This window comes from Ruegeria sp. N8, from assembly GCF_056531325.1.
The window spans coordinates 64,610-85,499 of record NZ_JBQFLQ010000006.1 but is presented as its reverse complement, the minus strand read 5'-3'; the positions used below and the strand labels follow the sequence as shown (position 1 = coordinate 85,499).

Annotated in this window: 20 protein-coding genes; 12 read left to right on the top strand and 8 right to left on the bottom strand. The window is 60.8% G+C overall.

Features of this window, described 5'->3' with window-relative positions; all coding sequences use genetic code 11:
- The 4 genes from ACR0C5_RS13060 (at position 1) to rarD (ending at position 5,544) form a co-directional block, all read left to right on the top strand.
- Positions 1 to 894: a homocysteine S-methyltransferase family protein gene (locus ACR0C5_RS13060; protein WP_480877165.1), complete on the top strand. Its 894-nt coding sequence runs from the start codon at positions 1 to 3 to the stop codon at positions 892 to 894.
- Between the two features lie 4 nt (positions 895 to 898).
- A complete protein-coding gene (locus ACR0C5_RS13055; protein ID WP_480877163.1) occupies positions 899 to 1,843 on the top strand; it encodes a GlxA family transcriptional regulator in 945 nt (314 codons plus the stop codon).
- Positions 1,844 to 1,932: 89 nt separating this feature from the next.
- On the top strand, positions 1,933 to 4,386 hold the full coding sequence (locus ACR0C5_RS13050; RefSeq protein WP_480877162.1) for a GcvT family protein: 2,454 nt from the start codon (positions 1,933 to 1,935) through the stop codon (positions 4,384 to 4,386).
- A 273-nt stretch (positions 4,387 to 4,659) separates the two neighbouring features.
- On the top strand, positions 4,660 to 5,544 hold the full coding sequence (gene rarD, locus ACR0C5_RS13045; RefSeq protein WP_170775004.1) for an EamA family transporter RarD: 885 nt from the start codon (positions 4,660 to 4,662) through the stop codon (positions 5,542 to 5,544).
- Here the strand turns inward: rarD and ACR0C5_RS13040 are convergent.
- Both ACR0C5_RS13040 and ACR0C5_RS13035 read right to left on the bottom strand, forming a co-directional pair.
- Positions 5,535 to 6,239 (bottom strand): SGNH/GDSL hydrolase family protein, encoded by a 705-nt coding sequence (locus ACR0C5_RS13040; protein WP_480877160.1) that lies wholly within the window; start codon positions 6,237 to 6,239, stop codon positions 5,535 to 5,537. The genes rarD and ACR0C5_RS13040 overlap by 10 nt on opposite strands.
- Position 6,240: 1 nt before the next feature.
- Positions 6,241 to 6,651 (bottom strand): nuclear transport factor 2 family protein, encoded by a 411-nt coding sequence (locus ACR0C5_RS13035; protein ID WP_480877158.1) that lies wholly within the window; start codon positions 6,649 to 6,651, stop codon positions 6,241 to 6,243.
- A 95-nt stretch (positions 6,652 to 6,746) separates the two neighbouring features.
- Here ACR0C5_RS13035 and ACR0C5_RS13030 point away from each other — a divergent pair, with 95 nt between their 5' ends.
- Positions 6,747 to 7,394: an RluA family pseudouridine synthase gene (locus ACR0C5_RS13030; protein ID WP_170774754.1), complete on the top strand. Its 648-nt coding sequence runs from the start codon at positions 6,747 to 6,749 to the stop codon at positions 7,392 to 7,394.
- On the opposite strand, the gene ACR0C5_RS13025 is transcribed toward ACR0C5_RS13030, so the two are convergent.
- Positions 7,391 to 7,576, bottom strand: a complete 186-nt coding sequence (locus ACR0C5_RS13025; protein ID WP_170774752.1) for a hypothetical protein — start codon at positions 7,574 to 7,576, stop codon at positions 7,391 to 7,393. The two genes, ACR0C5_RS13030 and ACR0C5_RS13025, sit on opposite strands and share 4 nt — an antisense overlap.
- Positions 7,577 to 7,678: 102 nt before the next feature.
- On the opposite strand from ACR0C5_RS13025, the gene ACR0C5_RS13020 reads away from it, so the two are divergent.
- The 4 genes from ACR0C5_RS13020 (at position 7,679) to ACR0C5_RS13005 (ending at position 10,638) form a co-directional block, all read left to right on the top strand.
- Positions 7,679 to 8,371, top strand: a complete 693-nt coding sequence (locus ACR0C5_RS13020; RefSeq protein ID WP_170774750.1) for a helix-turn-helix transcriptional regulator — start codon at positions 7,679 to 7,681, stop codon at positions 8,369 to 8,371.
- Positions 8,372 to 8,489: 118 nt separating this feature from the next.
- Entirely contained in the window at positions 8,490 to 9,152 is a 663-nt protein-coding gene (locus tag ACR0C5_RS13015; protein WP_170774748.1) for a YiaD family glycine zipper/OmpA-like lipoprotein, read from the top strand.
- 112 nt (positions 9,153 to 9,264) lie between these two features.
- Entirely contained in the window at positions 9,265 to 9,807 is a 543-nt protein-coding gene (locus ACR0C5_RS13010; RefSeq protein ID WP_170774746.1) for an NADPH-dependent FMN reductase, read from the top strand.
- A gap of 39 nt (positions 9,808 to 9,846) precedes the next feature.
- A complete protein-coding gene (locus ACR0C5_RS13005) occupies positions 9,847 to 10,638 on the top strand; it encodes an HTD2 family dehydratase (RefSeq protein WP_480877154.1) in 792 nt (263 codons plus the stop codon).
- Here ACR0C5_RS13005 and ACR0C5_RS13000 read toward each other — a convergent pair.
- The gene (locus ACR0C5_RS13000; protein ID WP_480877152.1) at positions 10,630 to 11,664 is read right to left on the bottom strand and encodes an NAD(P)/FAD-dependent oxidoreductase; all 1,035 of its coding nucleotides are present in this window, start codon (positions 11,662 to 11,664) and stop codon (positions 10,630 to 10,632) included. The two genes, ACR0C5_RS13005 and ACR0C5_RS13000, sit on opposite strands and share 9 nt — an antisense overlap.
- 55 nt (positions 11,665 to 11,719) lie before the next feature.
- Between ACR0C5_RS13000 and mnmC2 the strand changes: the two genes are divergently transcribed.
- Positions 11,720 to 12,385: a tRNA (5-methylaminomethyl-2-thiouridine)(34)-methyltransferase MnmC2 gene (gene mnmC2 / locus ACR0C5_RS12995; RefSeq protein ID WP_480877150.1), complete on the top strand. Its 666-nt coding sequence runs from the start codon at positions 11,720 to 11,722 to the stop codon at positions 12,383 to 12,385.
- Entirely contained in the window at positions 12,382 to 13,251 is an 870-nt protein-coding gene (locus tag ACR0C5_RS12990) for a DMT family transporter (protein ID WP_480877147.1), read from the top strand. Before mnmC2 ends, ACR0C5_RS12990 begins: the two co-directional genes overlap by 4 nt.
- Here ACR0C5_RS12990 and ACR0C5_RS12985 read toward each other — a convergent pair.
- Positions 13,225 to 15,189, bottom strand: coding sequence for a lytic transglycosylase domain-containing protein (locus tag ACR0C5_RS12985; protein ID WP_480877380.1), 1,965 nt, complete (start codon positions 15,187 to 15,189; stop codon positions 13,225 to 13,227). The two genes, ACR0C5_RS12990 and ACR0C5_RS12985, sit on opposite strands and share 27 nt — an antisense overlap.
- A gap of 134 nt (positions 15,190 to 15,323) precedes the next feature.
- Between ACR0C5_RS12985 and dapA the strand changes: the two genes are divergently transcribed.
- Complete coding sequence (gene dapA, locus ACR0C5_RS12980) at positions 15,324 to 16,196, top strand: 4-hydroxy-tetrahydrodipicolinate synthase (protein WP_480877145.1); 873 nt, start codon at positions 15,324 to 15,326, stop codon at positions 16,194 to 16,196.
- Positions 16,197 to 16,294: 98 nt separating this feature from the next.
- Here dapA and ACR0C5_RS12975 read toward each other — a convergent pair whose 3' ends face one another.
- From ACR0C5_RS12975 to ACR0C5_RS12965, 3 genes are all read right to left on the bottom strand, one after another.
- The gene (locus ACR0C5_RS12975) at positions 16,295 to 17,167 is read right to left on the bottom strand and encodes a dimethyl sulfoxide reductase anchor subunit family protein (RefSeq protein WP_480877142.1); all 873 of its coding nucleotides are present in this window, start codon (positions 17,165 to 17,167) and stop codon (positions 16,295 to 16,297) included.
- Positions 17,167 to 17,916: a 4Fe-4S dicluster domain-containing protein gene (locus tag ACR0C5_RS12970; RefSeq protein WP_170783045.1), complete on the bottom strand. Its 750-nt coding sequence runs from the start codon at positions 17,914 to 17,916 to the stop codon at positions 17,167 to 17,169. Before ACR0C5_RS12970 ends, ACR0C5_RS12975 begins: the two co-directional genes overlap by 1 nt.
- A gap of 97 nt (positions 17,917 to 18,013) precedes the next feature.
- Positions 18,014 to 20,860, bottom strand: a complete 2,847-nt coding sequence (locus ACR0C5_RS12965) for a molybdopterin oxidoreductase family protein (protein ID WP_480877139.1) — start codon at positions 20,858 to 20,860, stop codon at positions 18,014 to 18,016.
- Positions 20,861 to 20,890: the final 30 nt, after the last annotated feature.

Sequence of the window (20,890 nt, the reverse complement as noted above, 5' to 3'; positions counted from 1 at the left end):
ATGGCGGATATAACCCTGTTGGACGGCTCGATCGGGCAGGAATTGGTCAAACGCGGCGGCGAAAAACCCACACCTCTGTGGTCGACGCGCGTGATGATCGACCAACCCGACCTGGTGGGTCAGGTCCACGCGGATTACTTCCAACGGGGCGCGACGGTTGCCACCACCAATACCTATGCCGTCCACCGCTCGCGCTTGGTGCGGGAAGGGATCGAGGATCAACTGCCTCATCTGATTGACCAAGCGTTGACCCAGGCCGAACGTGCGCGCGGATCACGCCACAAACGGATTGCGGGGGCGCTGGGGCCTCTGCTGGCGTCGTACAGACCAGACCTGAAGCCCGATGTAGACGATGCAGCGGTGAAATTTTCCGAACTGGTGCAGATGATGAACGACCGGGTGGACCTATTCCTGCTGGAAACCGTCTCGTCCCTGCAAGAGGCCGAAGGCGCGTTGCGCGGGACGGAAAGCGCAACCAAACCCGTCTGGCTGGCGCTGTCAGTGATGGACAATGACGGCACCCGCCTGCGTTCGGGTGAGCATCTGGCGCAGGTTGCGCCGCTGGTCGATCGCTTCGCGCCCGATGCGGTTCTGATCAACTGTACTCGCCCGGAATCGGTGATGCCCGCGCTGATGATCCTTGAAACGATGGGCCGCCCTTACGGGGCCTATGCCAATGGCTTCTCTGGCATCACGCAAGGGTTTTTAGAAGACGCCCCCACTGTTGATGCGCTGGAAGAACGTCGTGACCTGACCCCCGAAGCCTATGCCGATTTCGCGATGAAGTGGGTCGAACACGGGGCCACCATTGTCGGCGGCTGCTGCGAGGTCGGCCCCGATCATATCGAGGCGCTGGCCCAGGCGCTACACGCCGCCCGACACCGGATCGTCTAGGGCGATGGCGGCACAGCAGCATTTCGATATCCTCGTCGCCCCGGGCTATGTGCTGCTGGAACTGGCGTCGCTGGTCGAGGTGCTGCGGCTGGCCAATCGCGTCTGCCCGCACCCGCCCTTTACCTATGCATATAAGTCGCTGAAGGGTGGACCGATCCATTCCAGCAGCGATGCGATGATCCAGACCGAGGCTGTCAGCACCCAGCCCAAGGCGGATTACCTGTTTGTCATCGGCAATACCGACCCTGACCATCCCGACCTTTCGCTGGGTCGCGTGGTTTCGGATTACACATATCGTGGCGCACAGGTATTCTTGCTGGCTGAAGCCGCCAGCCGTTACATCGACGAACACGGTACCGAGGATATGGCGACCCATTGGGAAAACGCCTCATTCCTGCGCGAACGCGGTGCCCGGTTCGAGGCCAAGCTCTCCATCGCGACGCAACAAGGCGCCGTCGTCACCTGCGCGGGGATGGAGGCGACGACGGATGTGGCGTTGTCGGTGATTGGCCGTCACATTTCGGGACCCGCCAAGATGACCGTGGCCGATATCATGTTGCACGAGAACATCCGCGATTTTTCTTCGATGCAGCCGTTTTCCGGCACGCGTTTGACCGCCACCGGGGATGCCAAACTGGACCAGTGCATCAAGCTGATGCAGGCCAACATCGAAGACCCTCTGCCGATCCATCAGATCGTCGAGGAACTGCATCTGTCCAACCGCTCGCTTGAGCGGAAGTTCAAGACCTTCTTCGGCACCACCCCCAACGGTTTCTACCGCGAGATGCGGCTGGCGAAGGCCAATAACCTGCTGCTCAATACCACCATGAGCGTGCGCGAGATCGGCCTTGCCTGTGGATTCCCAAACGGGTTTTCCTCGGTTTACAAAAGCTTTTTCGGCGTCACGCCGTTTGTTCTACGCCGCGAAAAGCGCGCGACATATCGGTGAAAATTACTAGTATTGTGACGCTTTTGGTGCATTTATTGTCGATCCTTCGTGGCATTTTGGCCCAAACCTGACAGTGCGGAGATTTCAGGATGGTTGATCTTCCCCCAAAGGCCCGTGTGGTCATCATCGGCGGCGGCGTCATCGGATGCTCGGTCGCATATCACCTGACCAAGAAGGGCTGGAGTGATGTCGTTCTGCTGGAGCGCAAGCAGCTGACCAGCGGCACCACATGGCACGCCGCCGGCCTGATCGCACAGTTGCGGGCGACGGCGAACATGACCAAACTGGCGAAATATAGTCAGGAACTTTACGGCTCGCTCGAAGAAGAAACCGGTGTTGCCACGGGGTTCAAACGCTGCGGCTCGATCACCGTAGCTTTGACCGAGGAGCGTAAGGAAGAGATCTATCGTCAGGCTGCCATGGCCCGCGCCTTTGGGGTCGAGGTCGAAGAAATCTCGAACGAGCGCGTCAAGGAGATGTACCCACATCTGAATGTCGAAGACGTCAAGGGCGCGGTCTATCTGCCGCTGGACGGGCAGGGCGACCCGGCCAATATCGCACTGGCGCTGGCCAAGGGCGCGCGGCAACGGGGCGGGATCGTCAAGGAACGGGTGAAAGTCACCGAGATCGTCAAGCAGGGGCGTACAGTCACGGGCGTTGACTGGATTGCCGATGACGGCAGCGCCTCGGGCCATATCGAATGCGATATGGTGGTGAATTGCGCGGGCATGTGGGGGCATGAGGTCGGGCGCATGGCAGGCGTGAACGTCCCGCTGCACGCGTGTGAGCATTTCTATATCGTGACCGAAGGCATTGACGGCCTGACCCAGCTGCCGGTTCTGCGCGTGCCGGATGAGTGCGCCTATTACAAGGAAGACGCGGGTAAAATCCTGCTGGGCGCGTTTGAACCCAACGCAAAACCCTGGGCGATGGAGGGCATCCCCGACAGTTTCGAGTTTGACCAGTTGCCCGAGGATTTCGACCACTTTGAGCCGATCCTTGAGGCGGCGGTCAATCGGATGCCAATGCTGGCCGAGGCGGGGATTCATACCTTCTTCAACGGGCCGGAATCCTTCACGCCCGACGACGCCTATCATCTGGGCCTCGCGCCTGAGATGGACAATGTCTGGGTCGCTGCCGGGTTCAACTCGATCGGTATCCAATCCGCAGGCGGCGCAGGCATGGCGCTGGCCGAGTGGATGGGTAGCGGTGAGAAGCCGTTTGATCTGGGCGATGTGGATATCAGCCGGATGCAGCCGTTTCAGGGCAACAAAAAATACTTGTTTGAACGGTCCAAGGAAACGCTGGGACTGCTTTACGCCGACCATTACCCCTATCGCCAAAAGACCACCGCGCGTGGCGTGCGGCGCACGCCCTTCCACCATCACCTGCTGGAACAGGGTGCCGTCATGGGTGAACTGGCCGGGTGGGAGCGCGCCAACTGGTTCGCCAATGCAGGTCAAGAACGCGAATACCACTATAGCTGGAAACGTCAGAACTGGTTCGAAAACTCTGCCGCCGAACACCGCGCGGTGCGCGAGAATGTGGGCATGTATGACATGTCCTCTTTCGGCAAAATCCGCGTCGAAGGGCCGGATGCCGAGGCGTTCATGAACTACATTGGAGGTGGCGATTACTCAGTGTCCAATGGCAAGATCGTCTACACCCAGTTCCTGAACCGCACCGGTGGGATCGAGGCAGACGTGACCGTCACCCGCCTGACCGAGACCGCCTATCTGGTGGTCACCCCCGCAGCCACGCGCTTGGCCGATCAAACCTGGATGCAACGCCACGCGGGTGGGTTCAACGTGGTCATCACCGATGTCACTGCAGGCGAGGGCGTTCTGGCCGTCATGGGCCCCAACGCACGCACGTTGCTGCAAAAAGTCTCGCCTGCCGATTTCTCGAACGCGGCCAACCCGTTTGGCACAGCGCAAGAGATCGAGATCGGCATGGGCCTCGCCCGCGCGCATCGCGTCACCTATGTGGGTGAACTGGGGTGGGAGATCTACGTCTCCTCTGACATGGCGGGCCACGTGTTCGAAACTCTGCACGAGGCCGGGCAAGATATGGGTCTGAAACTCTGCGGGATGCATATGATGGACTCTTGCCGGATCGAGAAGGGATTCCGCCATTTCGGCCACGACATCACCTGTGAGGATCATGTAGTTGATGCGGGGTTGGGTTTTGCCGTGAAAACCGACAAGGGCAGTGATTTCATCGGTCGTGAGGCGGTTATTGCCCGTAAAGAAAGCGGACCGCAAAGCCGGTTGGTTCAGTTCAAACTGACCGACTCTGAGCCGCTGTTGTTCCACAATGAACCCATTCTGCGGGATGGCGAATATGTAGGCTATCTGAGTTCGGGCAACTACGGTCATACGCTGGGCGCGGCAATCGGCCTGGGGTATGTGCCGTGCGCGGGTGAAAAGGCCGCCGATGTACTGGCTTCTAGCTATGAGATCGACGTCTGCGGCGTGAAGGTCAAAGCCGAAGCATCCCTGAAGCCGATGTATGATCCCAAGTCCGAGCGTACAAAAGATTGAGCCGTAACTAGGGACGCTGCCCCCGCCGCCCTTTCCGGGCGACTCCCCCGGGATATTTGAAGCCAAATGAAGCAGGAATCCTTCATTCATCTGGCAATAAATATCCCGGAGCGCGAGGCAGAGCCTCGCATCTTGATGCTCAGACTTGGGTGCGACGTATCAGATTTCTTGATAGGGTTATTCACAGTTTTCTTGGTTCCCAAAACCATTTGATTTGCCATAGAGGAAATGGGCACCAACCGGAGACCAAACGTGGCAGATACCCCCACACCAATGAACCGTGAAGATACGCCAAAGGGGTTGGCCTTAGCAGTAACGGCCTATGTTTTGTGGGGCTTTCTGCCTCTTTACATGAAAGCGATGGCGCATGTCGGGCCGGTTGAGATTGTGGCGCATCGGATCATCTGGTCAGTACCGGTCGCCGGGGCGCTGCTGGTCGTGTTGGGACGAACACAAGATTTGAAGGCGGCGCTGGGCAATCCGAAGATGTTGGGCATGGCGTGTTTGACGGCGGCGCTGATCTCAGTGAACTGGGCGATTTATGTTTGGGCCATTGCGAGCGGGAATGCGTTGGATGCGGCGCTGGGTTACTACATCAACCCGTTGTTCAGCATTGCGCTGGGCGCTGTGTTGCTGCGGGAGCCGTTGAACCGTGCGCAGCTTGTCGCTGTAGGATTGGCAGCGACGGGCGTTTTGGTACTGATCTGGCAGGCGGGCAGCCTGCCATGGGCAGCCTTGGGATTGATGGTGAGCTGGGGGTTCTACGCCTTCTTCAAACGTTCGCTTCCCATTGGGCCAAATCAGGGGTTTTTGCTTGAAGTGCTGATTCTGCTGATCCCGGCCTTAGCCTATGTGACGTGGCTGGGCGCGCAGGGGACGGGGCGCTTTGGGGTGTCGGCTTCGGATACGATGCTGCTGCTTGGCTGTGGTATCGTAACCGCGATTCCGTTGTTGGTTTATGCCAATGGGGCCAAGCTGGTGCGCCTGTCTACGATGGGGATTCTCCAATACATCGCGCCGACCATGATCTTCATCACCGCTATCACTATGTTCGGCGAGCAGATCGACCAAGGCCGCATGATCGCTTTTCCGATGATCTGGGCTGCACTTGTTATCTATTCGATCCCGATGATCCGGCAGATGCGCGCTCAGCCTTGATGCAGCAGATGGGCGGCGGCCTCTGCCCAGATCGCGTAGGTTTTGGGACTGGGATGATAGCCATCCGGTGCGGCCAGTGCAGGGTCGTCCGGTAAGTCGAGGGCCAGGTGCCGGGCTTGCGCATATTGTGTGACAACCTTTTGAAGCGCCCGGTCCAGCCTGGCTGCCTGTTGACCCAGCACCCAGGCCAGAGGGTGGGGCAGCGCGGGAAAGCGGTGCATCTGTGGAACCGCCATCACAACAACGCGACGCACCCTTAGTGGGCCGGTCAACAGTTCCATCAACCGGGCCTGTCGGTCTGCGAAGACCTTCGCAGATACAAGACGGGTCACGTCGTTGACGCCCAGGGCCGTGATTGCCATGTCGAAGGGACCGTCTAGGCCCTCCAGTCGGGCGATCGTGTCTTCGGTGGTGTGGCCAGTGGTGGCCTCCAGTTGCCATTCGACGCAGTAGTGACGGGATAGATTGCGCACCACGCATCCTGACAGAGCTTGCGTTTGTGTGCCAGCGCCCACCCCAGCAGCCGAACTGTCACCAGCAATCAGCAAGCGCAGGCGCGGACCGCGGCCGAAACGCCCGGCACGGGGGCCCGTCGGTTCGGGCAGCAGCCGCGCGTTGCGCCGCACGGCCAGCCCTTGTGCCGCCAAGACCGGCAGCAGCGGGACCCGCAGCAATTGATCGGCGGCAAAGGGCATCTTAGCTGAGCGCGTCTTTGAACTTGAGGAACCGCGCGTCGGTCATAACGCGCGACATCATCGCTTCGCGCAGGGCACCAATGGTTTTGTAGGGGCGCATGACGACCTCGAATTCCTGAATCAGGCCGTCGTCGCTGAGTGTGATCAGGTCGACACCCACCGCATCCAGTTCTCCGACCTTGCATTGGAATTCTAGCGCCCAGTCCTTGCCCTCACCCATGATCCGGCGATAGTGGAAATCAGAAAACACCTGCCCCACATGCCCCAGCACGGCGGCCACGGGTTCGCGGCCCGTCCATGTGCTGTAGTAAGTTGGGGGCGAGAAGCGCACGTCCTCGGCCAGCAACTCATGGATCAGGGTTTCGTCTCCTTTGGCGACGACCTCTTGCATGCGGGCGATTGTGGGGTGCATGTGTTCTCCTCCGCTTTGGGCCAGATTTGCTGAACTGTTGAGTTCAGGCAAGCCCGACGTTGCGGGAGGTTGCGCTGTAGGATAGGCAGGCGCGCATGAGCGACGCCTATGATCCCCCCCTGACACCCTTGGATGTGCTGCACGAAGATGCCCACCTGATCGTGGTCAACAAACCTTCGGGGCTGCTATCCGTGCCGGGCCGGGGCGACCATCTGGCCGATTGCCTGCTGACGCGGGTTCAGGCCGCGTTCCCGCAGGCGCTGTTGGTGCATCGGCTGGATCGGGATACGTCGGGCGTGATGGTATTTGCGCAGACGCCCCATGCGCAGCGTCATCTGAGTATGCAGTTCGAAAAGCGTCAGACCCGCAAGACCTATGTCGCCCGCGTCTGGGGGCAGGTTGCTGACAAGACCGGCACCGTTGACCTACCGCTGATCGTCGATTGGCCCAATCGTCCGCGCCAGATGGTGTGTCATGAAACCGGCAAGCTCGCCGTGACCGACTGGCGCGTAGTAAAACATGAGGGTCAGACGACCCGAATCCGGCTGTTTCCGAAAACCGGCCGCTCGCACCAGTTGCGGGTGCATATGCAGGCGTTGGGCCATCCCATTCTAGGTGACCCGTTTTATGCCGAGGGTCCGGCGCGGGACTTCCCGCGCCTGATGCTGCATTCCGAGGAGTTAAGGCTAAAAAGCCCCGATGGCAGCGCGTCGATGAAGTTTCGCGCCAAGGCAGACTTTTAGAACAGCCCAACCCATAGCAGTTTCAAGTTCCCAAGAGACAAGCGCCTTCTTCGCCGACGCGGGGCGCAAGGTTGGCGCGCGGCCATGATCTCGCGCTCGATCTCGAAGGCGCGCAGCCTGTGGCCTTGGGACCACGGGCCCAATTGCAGTGTCATCATCACATGATTGTCGCGGCTTGGCATGGGGACCTCCTTTGTTGCAGGTCCAATCTGGCGGGTCACTGCTGACACCACCTTGTCAGGGGGCTGTGTTAAGGTGTCAGCAGATCAACCCCGGAGACGCCGATGCGCCGCTCGACCCGCTTGTTTGAAATCATCCAGATCCTGCGCGCCACAGACGCGCCGGTCACAGCCGAGGCACTGGCCGAAAAGCTCGAAGTGTCGGTGCGTACGGTGTACCGCGACATCGCCGCGCTTCAGGCGCAACGCACTCCGATCGAGGGCGAAGCCGGGGTCGGTTACATGATGCGGCGGGGGTATGACCTGCCGCCCCTGAATTTCGACGCCGAAGAGGTTGAGGCCCTGTGGGTTGGGTTGTCGATGCTGGCCCGGACGGGTGACAGTACCCTGCAGCAGGCTGCCGACCGGGTGTGTCGCAAGATCGAAGCCCTGCGTGCGCCTGCGGATTGGCTGCAAGTGGCCCCCTGGGGCGCGCCAATGGATGACCCTGCCAAGGGATGTGTCCCGATTGTCAATTACCGTGAGGCGATCCGTTCGGAACGCAAACTGCGCATCACCTATGTGAACGCCGAAGGCCAGCGGACCGAACGTATCGTGCGGCCTGTCGCGCTGATCTACCACATCGAATGCACCATGCTGGCGGCGTGGTGCGAGCTGCGCAACGGGTTTCGCCATTTCCGCACCGACCGCATCTGGGCCTGCGCCCCGACCGAGGATCACTTTTGCGGGCAAGGCGCGCCTTTGCGTTCGATCTGGCAGGAACAGGACCCTTGGACTGATCCCACGCCACCGCACTGAACGGCGTGATCCCGCCACGTTCACCCGATTGTTGCTTGAGCCTGCGTTCAAGCGGCGCGATATAATGCGGGAAAGAACGTGGCCCCGGCAAACGGGCGCCAGAGCAGAAGGTGAACTTATGACGATTTCCAAGTTTTTTGTTGCCGCCGGGCTTAGCTCGGCTTTGGTTTTGGGGGCCTGTACGGACCCCGGTACGCTGAACCTGCCCGCTGATCCCAATCAAAACGCCAAGCAAGGCGCGATTTTGGGTGGTCTGGTTGGCGCGGGCGTTGGCGCGATTGCCAATGATTCCGACCCCTTGTTGGGCGCATTGGCCGGTGGCGCCATCGGGGCCGCTGGTGGCGGTCTGATTGGTAACCAATTGGACCAGCAGGCCGCCGAGCTGCGCCAGCAACTGGCCAATGACGGTATCATCATCGTCAATGCCGGTAACCGCCTGATCGTAACTGTGCCAAACGACATCACGTTCAACACCGACAGCGCAACGGTGCGTCCGGCGCTGCGGGCCGATCTGGTAAAGGTCGGGCAGAACCTGAACAAATACCCCAACTCGAATGTTGAGGTCATCGGCCATACCGATAGCGATGGTGAGGCGTCGTATAATCAGGGTCTGTCCGAACGCCGTGCACGCTCGGTCGCGGATATCCTGCAGGCCAACGGCGTGAACGGATCGCGGATCACCACCATCGGTCTGGGTGAAAGCCGCCCGATCGCATCGAACCTGACCGCTGCGGGCAAAGCGCAAAACCGACGCGTAGATATCGAGATCACGCCCAACTGACGGGGCCGCTCTGATAAGAGCGATTTATGCACAGTGACTGCGCGTCAACCATGCTTTGGCGCGCAGCATTCTTGGACTAACTAAAAGGAAACGAACAACCCGGAGTTTCCTCATGTCCGAACCGATCCTGCTGGGCCTCTCTGGCTCATTGCGCAAAGACGCCACCAACCGCAAGCTGCTGCACGAGGCGGCACGCCTGTTCGAGGCGGGCACTTTCATTGACGCTGACCTGAACCTTCCCCTTTATGATGGTGATCTGGAGGCGCATGAGGGTATTCCCCCAGCGGTTCAAACACTGTCCGACCAGATCGCGCAGGCCCATGCGGTGATTATCTCGACCCCGGAATACAACAAAGGGCCGTCGGGTGTTCTAAAGAACGCGCTGGATTGGGTAAGCCGCACCAAGACAAAACCATGGGCTGACAAGCCGGTTGCCGTGATGTCGGCTGCCGCAGGTCGCGCCGGGGGTGAGCGCGCCCAGATGGTGCTGCGCGGCTTTATGGTGCCGTTTCAGCCACGCATTCTGCAAGGGCCCGAATTCCATCTGGCAGACAGCTCGAATGAGTTTGACGAGGCTGGCCGGCTACGCAGCGACAGGTACGAGAACATGCTGCACAGCCTGATGCAAAAATTGCGCGCCGAAGCAGGTCTCTGACCGGTTGTTCGGGACGGGCCGGATGCCTAGTCTGGCCCCATGCAACAGGACATCCAGACTGATATGATCGACCCGGTGCGCGCCTGTGCGATGCAGGCCGCGCTGGGTCAGAAGCCCTCCATCTCGACAGACACGGTGCTGCCGCCTTTTTTTCATCAGCTTTACTTCTGGACGACCGAGCCGCCACAAGGACTGGGTCGCGACGGCCATCCGAAACGGGGCGGCCTGATCCCCGATATGGGCCTGCCACGCCGTATGTGGGCGGGTGGGCGGCTGAGCTTCCACACCCCTCTGGTCGCCGGTGAGCGGGCCGAGCGTCGCTCTGTCTGCGAAAGCACCGCGCGGAAAACCGGACGCAGCGGGCCTTTGGGATTTGTGACACTGCGCCATGAGATCTCGCAGCGGGGCAGGCTGTGCTTGACCGAATGGCAGGATCTGGTCTACCGCGAAGACCCAACTGGCCCGGCCCCCACCCCCCCGAAGGCGCGGACAGATGAGACCGAGACGCAGCAAGTCGCCTTCGACACCACGTTGCTGTTTCGATACTCGGCACTGACCTTCAATGGCCACCGTATCCACTATGATCTGGATTACGCGCGCGATGTCGAAGGATATGCGAGGCTGGTCGTTCACGGCCCGCTATTGGCGCAGTTGCTGATGCTGTTTGCCGAGGCACAGATGGGACCTTTGGCGCGGTTTTCCTTCCGGGCGTCGTCGCCGCTGATGCATTTCGAAACCGCAACCTTGTGTCGGAACGAATCCGACCTGTGGGTGCGTGGTCCCGACGGGCGTCAATGTATGCAGGCTGAAGCGCATCCTCGGTCAGAGTGACGCTTCGGGGCGGAAGTCCTCGGGGATCGTGTCGCGCCCCTCAAGCATTAGATCGGCCATGACCTCGGCCACTTTCGGGGCCATGCCGAAGCCAATCTTGAACCCTCCGTTGGCGATGAACTGTCCATGATGCAGGGGATGCGCTCCCAACATCGGGGCGCGGCTTTTGCTGCGTGGGCGAACCCCGGCCCAGCGTTCCATTACTTCGGCCCCGTGCAGCAGTGGCACCGCCCGCATGGCGCGGTCCAATACGTCGTCCAGTGCATCATCGGTGTTGGTTGGATCGTCATAATCACGTTCCGAGGTCGACCCAATCGCCAGCGTGCCATCCGCATGGGGGACGAGGTGAATGGCATCGGCAAAAAGCTGCGGCACCTCTCCGGCATCAAATCGCAAAAGGGCGGCTTGTCCTTTTACGCCATTGCCGACCGTCTTGCCCAAGGCGTTATTGAGCTCGTGTAAACCCGCCAAGCCGGTGGCGTGGACAACCTGCCCCGCGTCGGGCGCATCGGACTGCACATGCACACCCATCACCTGCAACGCAGCGACCAACGCGGCACAGGCCCGGCGCGGGTGCATCCGCGCGCTGAGCGTGTCGTGGATCACAAAACCAGTGGGGCTGGGCGGGCACCATGCGCCTACTTCAGTGGTCTCGACCACGCGCCACTCGGCCCGGCCCTGCCATAGTTCGGCCGCTGTCACCGCGCGAGCGTGGGCCAGATCCAACATGCGTTGATCTGCGATGGGCTGCAGCCGACCCAATCGCCCATAACCGGGCGAGACGCCGCCCGTGGCCTCAACCTGCGTCCAGAACGGCTCGGCCATGATCAGGCTGTCGAATTGAAAGGCTTTCTTGGCGTTCCAGTTCTCGGGCACGTGCGGGGCCAGCGCACCCACTAATCCGCCGCTGGAGCCTGCGCCGGGGCCAAACGGGTCCACCACCTGCACCGTGGCGCCACGTCGGGCGCAGGTCCAAGCGATGGACAGGCCAAAGATACCCGCACCTCGCACCGTCACATCGACCATTGCCAAACCTCATTTCCTTGTTCAGTGTCGCGCCGCTTAGCTACAGGATTCCCCGATGGCAGACCAGCGTGCCGAACTGACATGGCGGGACGGGCAGATCCCCGTCTCGGACCGTTTCGACGATCCCTATTTTTCGCTCCAGAACGGGCTGGAGGAAACGCGGCATGTCTTTCTGGCGGGCAATGATCTGCCTGCACGGTTCGCGCCGGGATTCCGCATAGCCGAGCTGGGCTTCGGCACCGGGCTGAACATGCTGACGGTTTGGTCCGCGTGGGAGATCTCGGGCCAGACAGCCCCGCTGAGTTTCACCAGTTTCGAGGCCTACCCCATGGATGGCGATGACATGTCCCGTGCCTTGGCTGCCTTTCCCGATCTGACCCCGTGGGCCGAGCGGTTTCTAAGCGCATGGCAGGGTGAGACTTGTGATCTAGGCACCCTGCGGCTGGAGGTGATCGAAGGCGATGCGCGGCAGACTCTGCCTGCGTGGTCAGGGCAGGCGGATGCGTGGTTTCTGGATGGGTTCTCGCCTGCCAAAAACCCTGAACTATGGGGCGCGGACCTGATGCAACAGGTGGCGGATCACACGGCCAAAGGCGGCACTGCGGCGACCTATACGGCGGCCGGATTTGTTCGGCGCGGACTGGCCGATGCGGGCTTCACCGTGGCCCGAGCCCCCGGATATGGCCGCAAACGTCACATGACCCGCGCGGTGAAGGAATGAGCCAGCAGAACAATATCCGCGCCGGTATCGCGCTGATGATCGCGGCGACGGTTGTGTTTGCGTTGCAGGACGGGATCTCGCGCCATCTGGCGGCGACCTACAACACCTACATGGTCGTCATGATCCGCTATTGGTTCTTTGCGGCTTTTGTGATCGCATTGGCCGCACGCGCGCCCGGAGGGCTAAAGGCAGCGGCACAGACCAGCCAGTTGGGCTTGCAGGTCTTCCGGGGCGTCTTGCTCGCGGTCGAGGTTTGCGTGGCCGTGTTCGCCTTTACAGTGCTGGGCCTGATCGACAGCATGGCGGTGTTCATCTGCTATCCGCTGTTGGTGGCAGCGCTCAGCGGGCCGGTTCTGGGCGAAAAGGTTGGCTGGCGACGTTGGCTGGCGATCGGGGTGGGGTGCGTCGGCGTTCTGATCATCCTGCAACCGGGGATGGGCGTGTTCAACCCGTGGGCCATCGTGCCGCTGATCTCGGCCTTTCTGTTTGCGTTGTATGGCCTGCTGACCCGCTATGCTGCCCGCAAGGACAGTGCGGCCACCAGTTTCTTTTGGACCGGCATAGCTGGGGCAGTGGCGATGACCCTGGTCGGCATGTGGTTCTGGGAGCCGATGGCCCGTGCCGATTGGGCGTGGATGTTACTGCTTTGCGTCGGAGGTGTCTCGGGTCACTGGCTACTGATCAAATGCTATGAGCTGGCCGAGGCCAGCGCGGTGCAACCTTTTGCCTATTTCCATCTGGTCTGGACCGCTATCATCGGTATCTCGATCTTTGGCGAAGCCCTGCGCGCCGAGGTCATTCTGGGCGCAGCTTTGGTCGTTGCGGCGGGCCTCTTTACCCTATGGCGCGAACGCTGCCAAGGTTGAACCCGTCAGCTCTTGCGAGAACGGCACCGGCAGGGCAGGTTGCCCCAGCCGTGCGCGGTAAACCGGCAAGCTTTCCGCCACGCGCATCACGTAGTTACGGGTTTCGCTGAAGGGTATGGTCTCAATCCAGTCGACCACGTCAATCTCGCCTGCCCGCGGGTCGCCATAGCGCTCCATCCACGAGATCGGACGGCCCGGCCCGGCGTTATAGCCAGCCGCCATCATCACCACATTGCCGTTGAAGTCCTCGGCCAGACCGGACAGGTAATTCGCCCCCAGCTTGGCGTTATACTGCCAGTCCGACGTGAGGCTCGAGGTCTTGTGCCCGCTAAGGATGCCCAGATTCCGCGCCACGTTCTGGGCGGTGGCGGGCATCACCTGCATCAGTCCCCGCGCACCTGCGCCGCTGATCACGACAGGGTCAAATTCGCTTTCGCGACGGGCAATGGCCAGCGTCATCTCTTTGGCCATCGGAAGACCCAGATCAGCCACCGGATGCACCGGGTAATAGGCCGCAGGCAAAACAATGCCCACTGTGGCCGCGCGCTTGGCAATCATTACGGCCAGATGGGGTTCTTTCAGTTCAATGGCCAAATCGCCCAGTTGGTTGGCTTGCGTGGAGTCCAGGCTTTCGACCAGATGAGTCAGGAACCGTTCCGACAGGTTGTCCTCACCAGCCTGCAACAGCAATAAACCGGCCTCTAACACGCTGGAATCGGCAAAATCCGCCTGCTTCCAATGTGGTGCCCGGCGCGGGTTCGCCAATTCGCTGTCAAATGGACGCCCAATCTGTTCGGCCGCCAGCAAACCATAGAATGAAGTCTGATAGTCCGCCCCCATCGCATAGGCCGCATAAGCCTTGTCCGCATCGCCCAGCGCCGCGTAGGCTCGCCCCAGCCAATACCCGCCGCGTCCTTTCGAGATCGGAGATGCTACTGCATCCGAGAAATTCTGGAAATGCCGAACCGCCGTGGCCGGGTCATTCAGTTTCCGCAGCGCCAGAAACCCGGCCAGCCACTCCAGATCGGCATAGCCATACCCATTTTCGGGCGTCATATGGTGATTGGCCGCGATTTCATAGGCTTTGGCCGCGCTGCCATTGCGCATCTCAAGCCGCGCCAGCCGGCGGCGGCCCTCGGCCCATTTGTCGGGCTCACCCAGTGCATCGGGCCCGGTCGAGCGCGCGAGCATCAGGTCAATCGCGCTGTCGTCCAGCTCTTTCCTGTCGCGCCAGACAAAGCGGTCAAAGGCCAGCCCAGGCGCATCCACCAGTGATTTAGGCACTGCGGCAACCTTGCCATCCACGCCGGGCTGGCGTTTTTGCAAGGCGATCCGCGCCTCGGCCAGCTTGCGCTGATCGGCGCTAACCAAAGGCAGCATCTGCCCCGCACTGACCAGATGGCCATCCCACAGCATCCGATCCAGCCGTGCCGTGTGATGAGGTCGCAGCATGGCCTCAAAATTCTCAAGATAGTTTTTTTGCAGACCCGCCCCCATGGGCATGGTCCGCCATGCGGTCACGATATCGGCCTCGGCATCCCCGGTGCGTCCCTTGGCCTTCAGTGCCACGGCGTAGTTTAACGCCCCCTCAGCGGTTTGCGGCGGGAGGTCGTCATAGAACTTCACCACCCGGTCGGGATCAGCCCCGGTAAAGGCCGGTTCACTCTTGCGCCGCAGCCACGCCAGGCCTGGCCAATCAGGACGCCGATCCAGAAATACCAGTACATCGCCCGAGGTCCCGAACCCTTCACGCAGCCAATGCCAGACGATGATATCGCGCGACACCGATCCTCGTGCACCGGATTCGCGCAACGCTGCGTTCCAGTCACCCTTGCGCATCTCATTCATCCCGGCGCGCAGATCGTCTACCGCATCGGCCTTTGCTTGCCCGAATGAATTCAGAATCACAGCTGTCAAAAGCGCCAGAACGCGTGTCATGCCTTGCATTTCCCAACCAACCAAGGATAGAGCCATTCAGGATAAACCTTGCACCGCCGGGATCAACACACATCGCCAAGATTGTGATGCCGCGCGAGGCAAAAAATTGCTAACCGCACACCAAGGAGCGTGTCATGTTCAAAGGCTCAATGCCAGCCCTCGTCACCCCGTTCACAAACGGCGCGTTGGACTTGGATACGCTCAAACACTTGGTCGAGTGGCACATTCGGGAAGGCTCGACCGGATTGGTCCCTGTAGGCACGACGGGTGAAAGCCCCACACTCAGCCACGATGAACACGAAACCGTCGTGGCCGAGGTGGTCAAAGCTGCCGCTGGTCGCGTGCCGGTGATCGCGGGGGCGGGCTCGAACAATACCGATGAAGCCATCCGCTTTGTGCAATTTGCTCAAACGGTTGGGGCAGATGCGGCTCTTGTCGTGACCCCATACTACAACAAGCCCACGCAAAAAGGGCTGATCGCACATTTCCGCGCGTTGCATGAATGCGCGGATATCCCGATCATCATCTACAATATTCCGGGTCGTTCGGTCATCGATATGTCTCCCGAAACCATGGGCGAACTCGCAAAACTGCCGCGTATCATTGGCGTCAAAGATGCGACAGGCGATCTGGCGCGGGTCAGCCAGCAACGCGCCACCTGCGGTCCGGATTTCTGCCAGTTGTCGGGCGAGGACGCCACAGCGCTGGGCTTCAACGCCCATGGTGGCGTCGGCTGCATCTCGGTTACTGCAAACGTAGCCCCCAAACTCTGCGCCGAGTTCCAGCAGGCCACGCTCGCGGGCGACTATGCCAAGGCGCTGGACTATCAGGACCGTCTGATGCCTCTGCACGAGGCGATCTTCATCGAACCCGGCCTTGTCGGTGCCAAATACGCACTGTCCAAACTGGGCTTGTGCAGCACCGAGGTCCGCTCGCCGCTCACGGAATTGGAAGACAGCACCAAAGCCGCGATCGAGGCTGCGATGAAACACGCGGGCCTGCTGTAACGCCGGGCCTCAACTCGGGTCCGAACTTCATCTGGCCATAAATATCCCGGGGGGTGAATTGAGCCGCAGGCTCAAGAGGGGGCTGGCCCCCTCATGCCCTATCGTTTGCCGTAATACAGCCCAACAACATGTTCGGCCTGCGCAAAGAACAACCAGCGTGACACCGCAACTCCTGCCAAATGAGACAACACCGCCAAGGCGGCAAAGAAATGGCTGAACGGCAGAACCAGCAGTAACACCGGGAACATGAAGGCCAGAACAAACGCGATGATGCGCAGTTTCTCGGCGTGTTTGCGACCCACCACAAAGACGAATTCGCGCAGAAGGTAGTTGGTTCCCGTATGCGGCGGTTCAAAGGCCCGTACCGCGCCGCGCGCACCCAAACCGGTGGCAGTGCCAAGGTCTGTGCCAGAGGTGGCAAAGGCTTTGTCCCCTAGCCACCAATAAAATGCCTGAACAAACGCCGCCGCCAGCAAAAGCGGAACTGCGAGGCTCGTCTGACCCGCCAAGAGAGCCCCACCAGCAAGGCTGAAGCTGAGAAACATGGCTGGTGTCAGTTTCATGTTCCAGCGCGGGATCGTTTTGAGTTGGGTATATATCATCGAGGTTGTGAAAACGGTCGCCAAGGCGAATCCGGCGCCGATAAGGCCGAAAAGCCCCCAACGCTGGCCAAAGAAAACAAGACCAATGGCATAAAGCGCCATCACGAGCAAAGCGATCACAGCACACCAACCCTCACGGCTGAGCCAGCTGGAACGCCATTGGGTGAATGCCTTCAAAGCCCGTTCCGGGTGGCCAAGGTGGAAGGTCGAGGCCATCAGCCCTCCGACCGACAGGCCGTAGGCGATGACAAAAAACACAAAGGCCACCCAGCCCGAAACGTCAGGCATCCCGAGGCCCAGAAAGAACAGCAACCCAAATCCCAGGCCTGAAAGTGTGGTGAAGATGATGACGGAAGGGGCTGGATGCATCAGAGCTTCTCCAGTGTTTTATCGAGCCAACCAAGGAAGCCTTTGGGTTCTTCAGCGACTGGGGCCAGAAGCGGGGCGAGGATGTCGATCTGGTCCTCAATCTGGTCCTTGGGCCGCGGCGGCAGGTACTTGTTGACGGGTTTGGTGCCCATTTCGGGCATCAGATCCATGCCCTCGCGTTCGGCGACCAGCTTGCTGACATCGCTTTCCGGGTCGCCGAGGTCTCCGAAATGACGAGCGCCGGCGGGGCAGGTGCGCACGCAGGACGGCACGCGATCCACCTCGGGCAGGTTCTCATTATAGATGCGATCCACGCAGAGGGTGCATTTCTTCATCACGCCCTCCGCCTGATCCAATTCGCGCGCGCCATAGGGGCAGGACCACGCACAAAGCCCGCACCCAATGCAGTCGCTTTCATTGACCAGAACGATCCCGTCCTCGACCCGTTTATAACTGGCCCCGGTGGGGCAGACGGTGACGCAGGGGGCATCCTCACAATGCAGGCAAGACTTGGGGAAGTGGATGAGTTGTGCGGGACCTTCAGCGGGTCGCACCTCGTAGGAATGCACGCGGTTGAGGAAGGTGCCCGAGGGGTCGGCCCCATAGGCGTCCTGATCCGACAGTGGCGCGCCGTAGTTTTCGGTGTTCCAGCCTTTGCAAGAGATCACACAGGCGTGGCAACCGACGCAGGTGTCAAGGTCGATGACGAGGCCCATTTTGCGGTCGGTCGATGAGGGGAGTTGGGTCATGTGCTTTGACCTCCGCGTAGGTGGTGAGGGTCGGTGCAAGGGGCCAGCCCCTCGCGCTCCCCGGGATATTTTTGGCCAGATGAAGATTGGACCCTGCTCATTTGCCAACCTTCCATGCCAAGTCCTTGGGGCCGGTGCCGACTGGGGACTGAATCGGGGCGAATTCCGGCTGGCTTTCGGCGTCGGATGGCGGATCGGCCTTTTCGATCTTCACCTTGAGGTCGAACCACGCGGCCTGCCCGGTGATCGGGTCCGAGTTGGCCCAGCGCATTCCGTCGCCTTTTGGGGGGAGGAGTTCATGGATCAGGTGGTTCAGCAAGAAGCCCTTGGTGGCTTCGGGCGCGTCCTCTTGCAGGGCCCATGCGCCTTTCCGTTTGCCGATTGCGTTCCACGTCCAGACGGTGTTGTCGTTGAGCGCGGCCATCTCCATCGCCGGAACGGTGATTTCGCCGTGGGGCGAGGTGACTTTGGCCCAGTCGCCGTCTTGTAGCCCGTGTTCACGCATCAGTTTGGTCGGCACGTAGAGCGGGTTGCGTCCATGGAGTTGCCGTAGCCACGCGTTCTGGGTGCCCCAGGAATGGTACATCGCCATCGGGCGTTGGGTCAGGGCGTTGATGGTGAAGCCTTCGTTGCCCTGCTGGTCGGTCTCGTACCAGATGGGCAGCGGGTCCATCGTGTCTTTGAGGCGCTGACGCAGGTGCTCGGGGGGCTGGCGGTTGCCATGCCCTTCGGCGGCCAGTTGGAATTTGCGCATCGGCTCGGAGTAAAGCTGAAACAGGTAGGGTTGTGGGCTGTCATAGAGACCCATGCTAACCGCCCAGTCCTGATAGGCCGTGTTCCACGGTTTGTAGTAATCCGCACCTTCGGGGATATGGGCGACGTAGAAGCCGCCATTGTCTATATAGCGGTTCAGCTGGTCTGGATTGACCGCGCCGCGCCCTTCTTTGTCGCCATCCTCGCCCCGGAACCCCGCAAGCGGTCCGATGCCCGGTTTGCGTTCGTGGTTGACGATATAGTCGGCGTAGTCCTTCCATTTGGGCGTGCCGTCTTCGTTTGTGAAGCCCGGCAGGCTCATGCGGTTGGCCAGTTCGATCAGAACCGACTGGAACCCGCGCACGTCGCGGTCGGGCTCGACCACTGGCCAGCGGATCGCGTCGGCGGCGGCATCGGCCTCGCAGATCGGGCGGTCCAGCAGCGAGATACAGTCGTGCCGTTCGAGATAGGTGGTGTCGGGCAAGATCAGGTCGGCATAGGCCACCATTTCCGAGGAATAGGCATCCGAGTAGATGATCTTGGGGATGACATATTTGCCGTCTTCGGTTTTGGCCGAAAGCATCTCCATCACGCCCTTGGTGTTCATGGAGGAGTTCCACGACATGTTCGCCATATACATGAACAGCGTGTCGATCTTGTAGGGATCACCAGCGGCTGCGTTCGAGATCACCATATGCATCAGCCCATGGGCCGACATCGGGTTTTCCCAGGTGAACGCCTTGTCGATGCGCTGCGCGTTGCCGTGTTCGTCCAGCAGCAGGTCTTCGGGGCCGCGTGGGAAGCCAAGGTGCGGGCCTTCCAGAGGGCGACCGGGGCGGCGGTCTCCGTGCGGGGTGGGGTGCGCCTCGACCGGTTTGGGGTAGGGTGGTTTGAAGCGGAAACCGCCGGGGACCTCGACCGTGCCCAGCAGGATTTGCAGCACGTGCAGGGCGCGGCAGGTCTGAAAACCGTTGGCATGGGCTGAGATGCCGCGCATGGCGTGGAAGCTGACCGGGCGGCCTGTCATTTTCGAGTGTTTTTCGCCCCGGAAGTCGGTCCATTCGTGGTCCAGCTCGATCGCCTCGTCAAAGGCGACGCGCGCGATTTCGGCCGCAATCGCGCGGATGCGTTTGGCCGGGATGCCGCAGCGGTCGGCGACTTTTTCGGGGGCGTGGTCGTCGGACAGGTATTTCTCGGCCATCAGGTGAAAGACCGGGCGGTGCGTAACGCCGTCTTTGTCATAGGTGGCTGACAGGTCCGGACGGACACCGGGTTTGTCAAAGGCAGTTGGTTCGCCAGTCACGCGGTCGATGACAAGTGGCTTGCCGTCGTCGTCGCGCAGGAACAGCCCCTTCTCGGGGCCTTCGGCGGCGTTCACCAGAACAGGCGCGTTGGTGTAGCGGCTTAGATAGTCGAGGTCGATCCTGCCCGCTTTCATCAGCACATGAATCAGCGACAGGATGAACAGACCGTCGGTGCCGGGCGTAATCCCGACCCAATCGTCGGCCACCGCGTTATAGCCCGAGCGGATCGGGTTCACCCCGATCACCCGCGCGCCGCGTGCTTTGATCTTGCCGATGCCCATCTTGATCGGGTTGCTGTCATGGTCTTCGGCCACACCAAACAGCATGAACAACTTGGTGTGGTCCCAATCGGGCTGGCCGAACTCCCAGAACGCGCCGCCCATTGTGTAGATTCCGCCCGCCGCCATGTTGACCGAGCAGAACCCGCCATGGGCTGCATAGTTGGGAGTGCCGAAATTCTGCGCCCAGAAGCTGGTGAAGCTTTGGCTCTGGTCGCGGCCGGTGAAAAAGGCCAGTTTCTGCGGGGCGGTCTCATGCAGCTCGTTCAGCCAGCCGACAGCGGTGCTGATCGCCTCGTCCCACTCGATCTCGCGGAACTCGCCCGAGCCGCGTGGGCCAACTCGGCGCAGCGGTTTGCGCAGGCGTGAGGGCGCGTTGACCTGCATGATCCCGGCGCTGCCTTTTGCGCACAGAACGCCCTTGTTCACAGGGTGATCGCGGTTGCCTTCGATATAGGCAACCTTGCCGTCCTTCATGTGGACATTGATGCCGCAGCGACAGGCGCACATGTAGCAGGTGGTCTTGCGGACCTCGTCGGAAACCTTGGGCGAGGTGTCGATCACTGGCTGGTTCAAATGCGCCCCCTTTTCAGCTTGCGACCCGATCATTCCCACGTTTTGCGAAAAATCGGAATAATT

Coding starts and splice junctions, on each gene's coding strand:
- ACR0C5_RS12965 (WP_480877139.1), bottom strand. CDS start 20,860: ATGATCGGGTCGCAAGCTGAAAAGGGGGCGCATTTGAACCAGCCAGTG.
- ACR0C5_RS13005 (WP_480877154.1), top strand. CDS start 9,847: ATGCAACAGGACATCCAGACTGATATGATCGACCCGGTGCGCGCCTGT.
- mnmC2 (WP_480877150.1), top strand. CDS start 11,720: ATGGCAGACCAGCGTGCCGAACTGACATGGCGGGACGGGCAGATCCCC.
- ACR0C5_RS13015 (WP_170774748.1), top strand. CDS start 8,490: ATGACGATTTCCAAGTTTTTTGTTGCCGCCGGGCTTAGCTCGGCTTTG.
- ACR0C5_RS13000 (WP_480877152.1), bottom strand. CDS start 11,664: ATGGTCGATGTGACGGTGCGAGGTGCGGGTATCTTTGGCCTGTCCATC.
- ACR0C5_RS13040 (WP_480877160.1), bottom strand. CDS start 6,239: ATGCCCTTTGCCGCCGATCAATTGCTGCGGGTCCCGCTGCTGCCGGTC.
- ACR0C5_RS12970 (WP_170783045.1), bottom strand. CDS start 17,916: ATGACCCAACTCCCCTCATCGACCGACCGCAAAATGGGCCTCGTCATC.
- ACR0C5_RS12975 (WP_480877142.1), bottom strand. CDS start 17,167: ATGCATCCAGCCCCTTCCGTCATCATCTTCACCACACTTTCAGGCCTG.
- ACR0C5_RS13050 (WP_480877162.1), top strand. CDS start 1,933: ATGGTTGATCTTCCCCCAAAGGCCCGTGTGGTCATCATCGGCGGCGGC.
- ACR0C5_RS13035 (WP_480877158.1), bottom strand. CDS start 6,651: ATGCACCCCACAATCGCCCGCATGCAAGAGGTCGTCGCCAAAGGAGAC.
- ACR0C5_RS13060 (WP_480877165.1), top strand. CDS start 1: ATGGCGGATATAACCCTGTTGGACGGCTCGATCGGGCAGGAATTGGTC.
- rarD (WP_170775004.1), top strand. CDS start 4,660: ATGAACCGTGAAGATACGCCAAAGGGGTTGGCCTTAGCAGTAACGGCC.
- ACR0C5_RS12990 (WP_480877147.1), top strand. CDS start 12,382: ATGAGCCAGCAGAACAATATCCGCGCCGGTATCGCGCTGATGATCGCG.
- ACR0C5_RS13010 (WP_170774746.1), top strand. CDS start 9,265: ATGTCCGAACCGATCCTGCTGGGCCTCTCTGGCTCATTGCGCAAAGAC.
- dapA (WP_480877145.1), top strand. CDS start 15,324: ATGTTCAAAGGCTCAATGCCAGCCCTCGTCACCCCGTTCACAAACGGC.
- ACR0C5_RS13020 (WP_170774750.1), top strand. CDS start 7,679: ATGCGCCGCTCGACCCGCTTGTTTGAAATCATCCAGATCCTGCGCGCC.
- ACR0C5_RS12985 (WP_480877380.1), bottom strand. CDS start 15,189: ATGACACGCGTTCTGGCGCTTTTGACAGCTGTGATTCTGAATTCATTC.
- ACR0C5_RS13030 (WP_170774754.1), top strand. CDS start 6,747: ATGAGCGACGCCTATGATCCCCCCCTGACACCCTTGGATGTGCTGCAC.
- ACR0C5_RS13025 (WP_170774752.1), bottom strand. CDS start 7,576: ATGCCAAGCCGCGACAATCATGTGATGATGACACTGCAATTGGGCCCG.
- ACR0C5_RS13055 (WP_480877163.1), top strand. CDS start 899: ATGGCGGCACAGCAGCATTTCGATATCCTCGTCGCCCCGGGCTATGTG.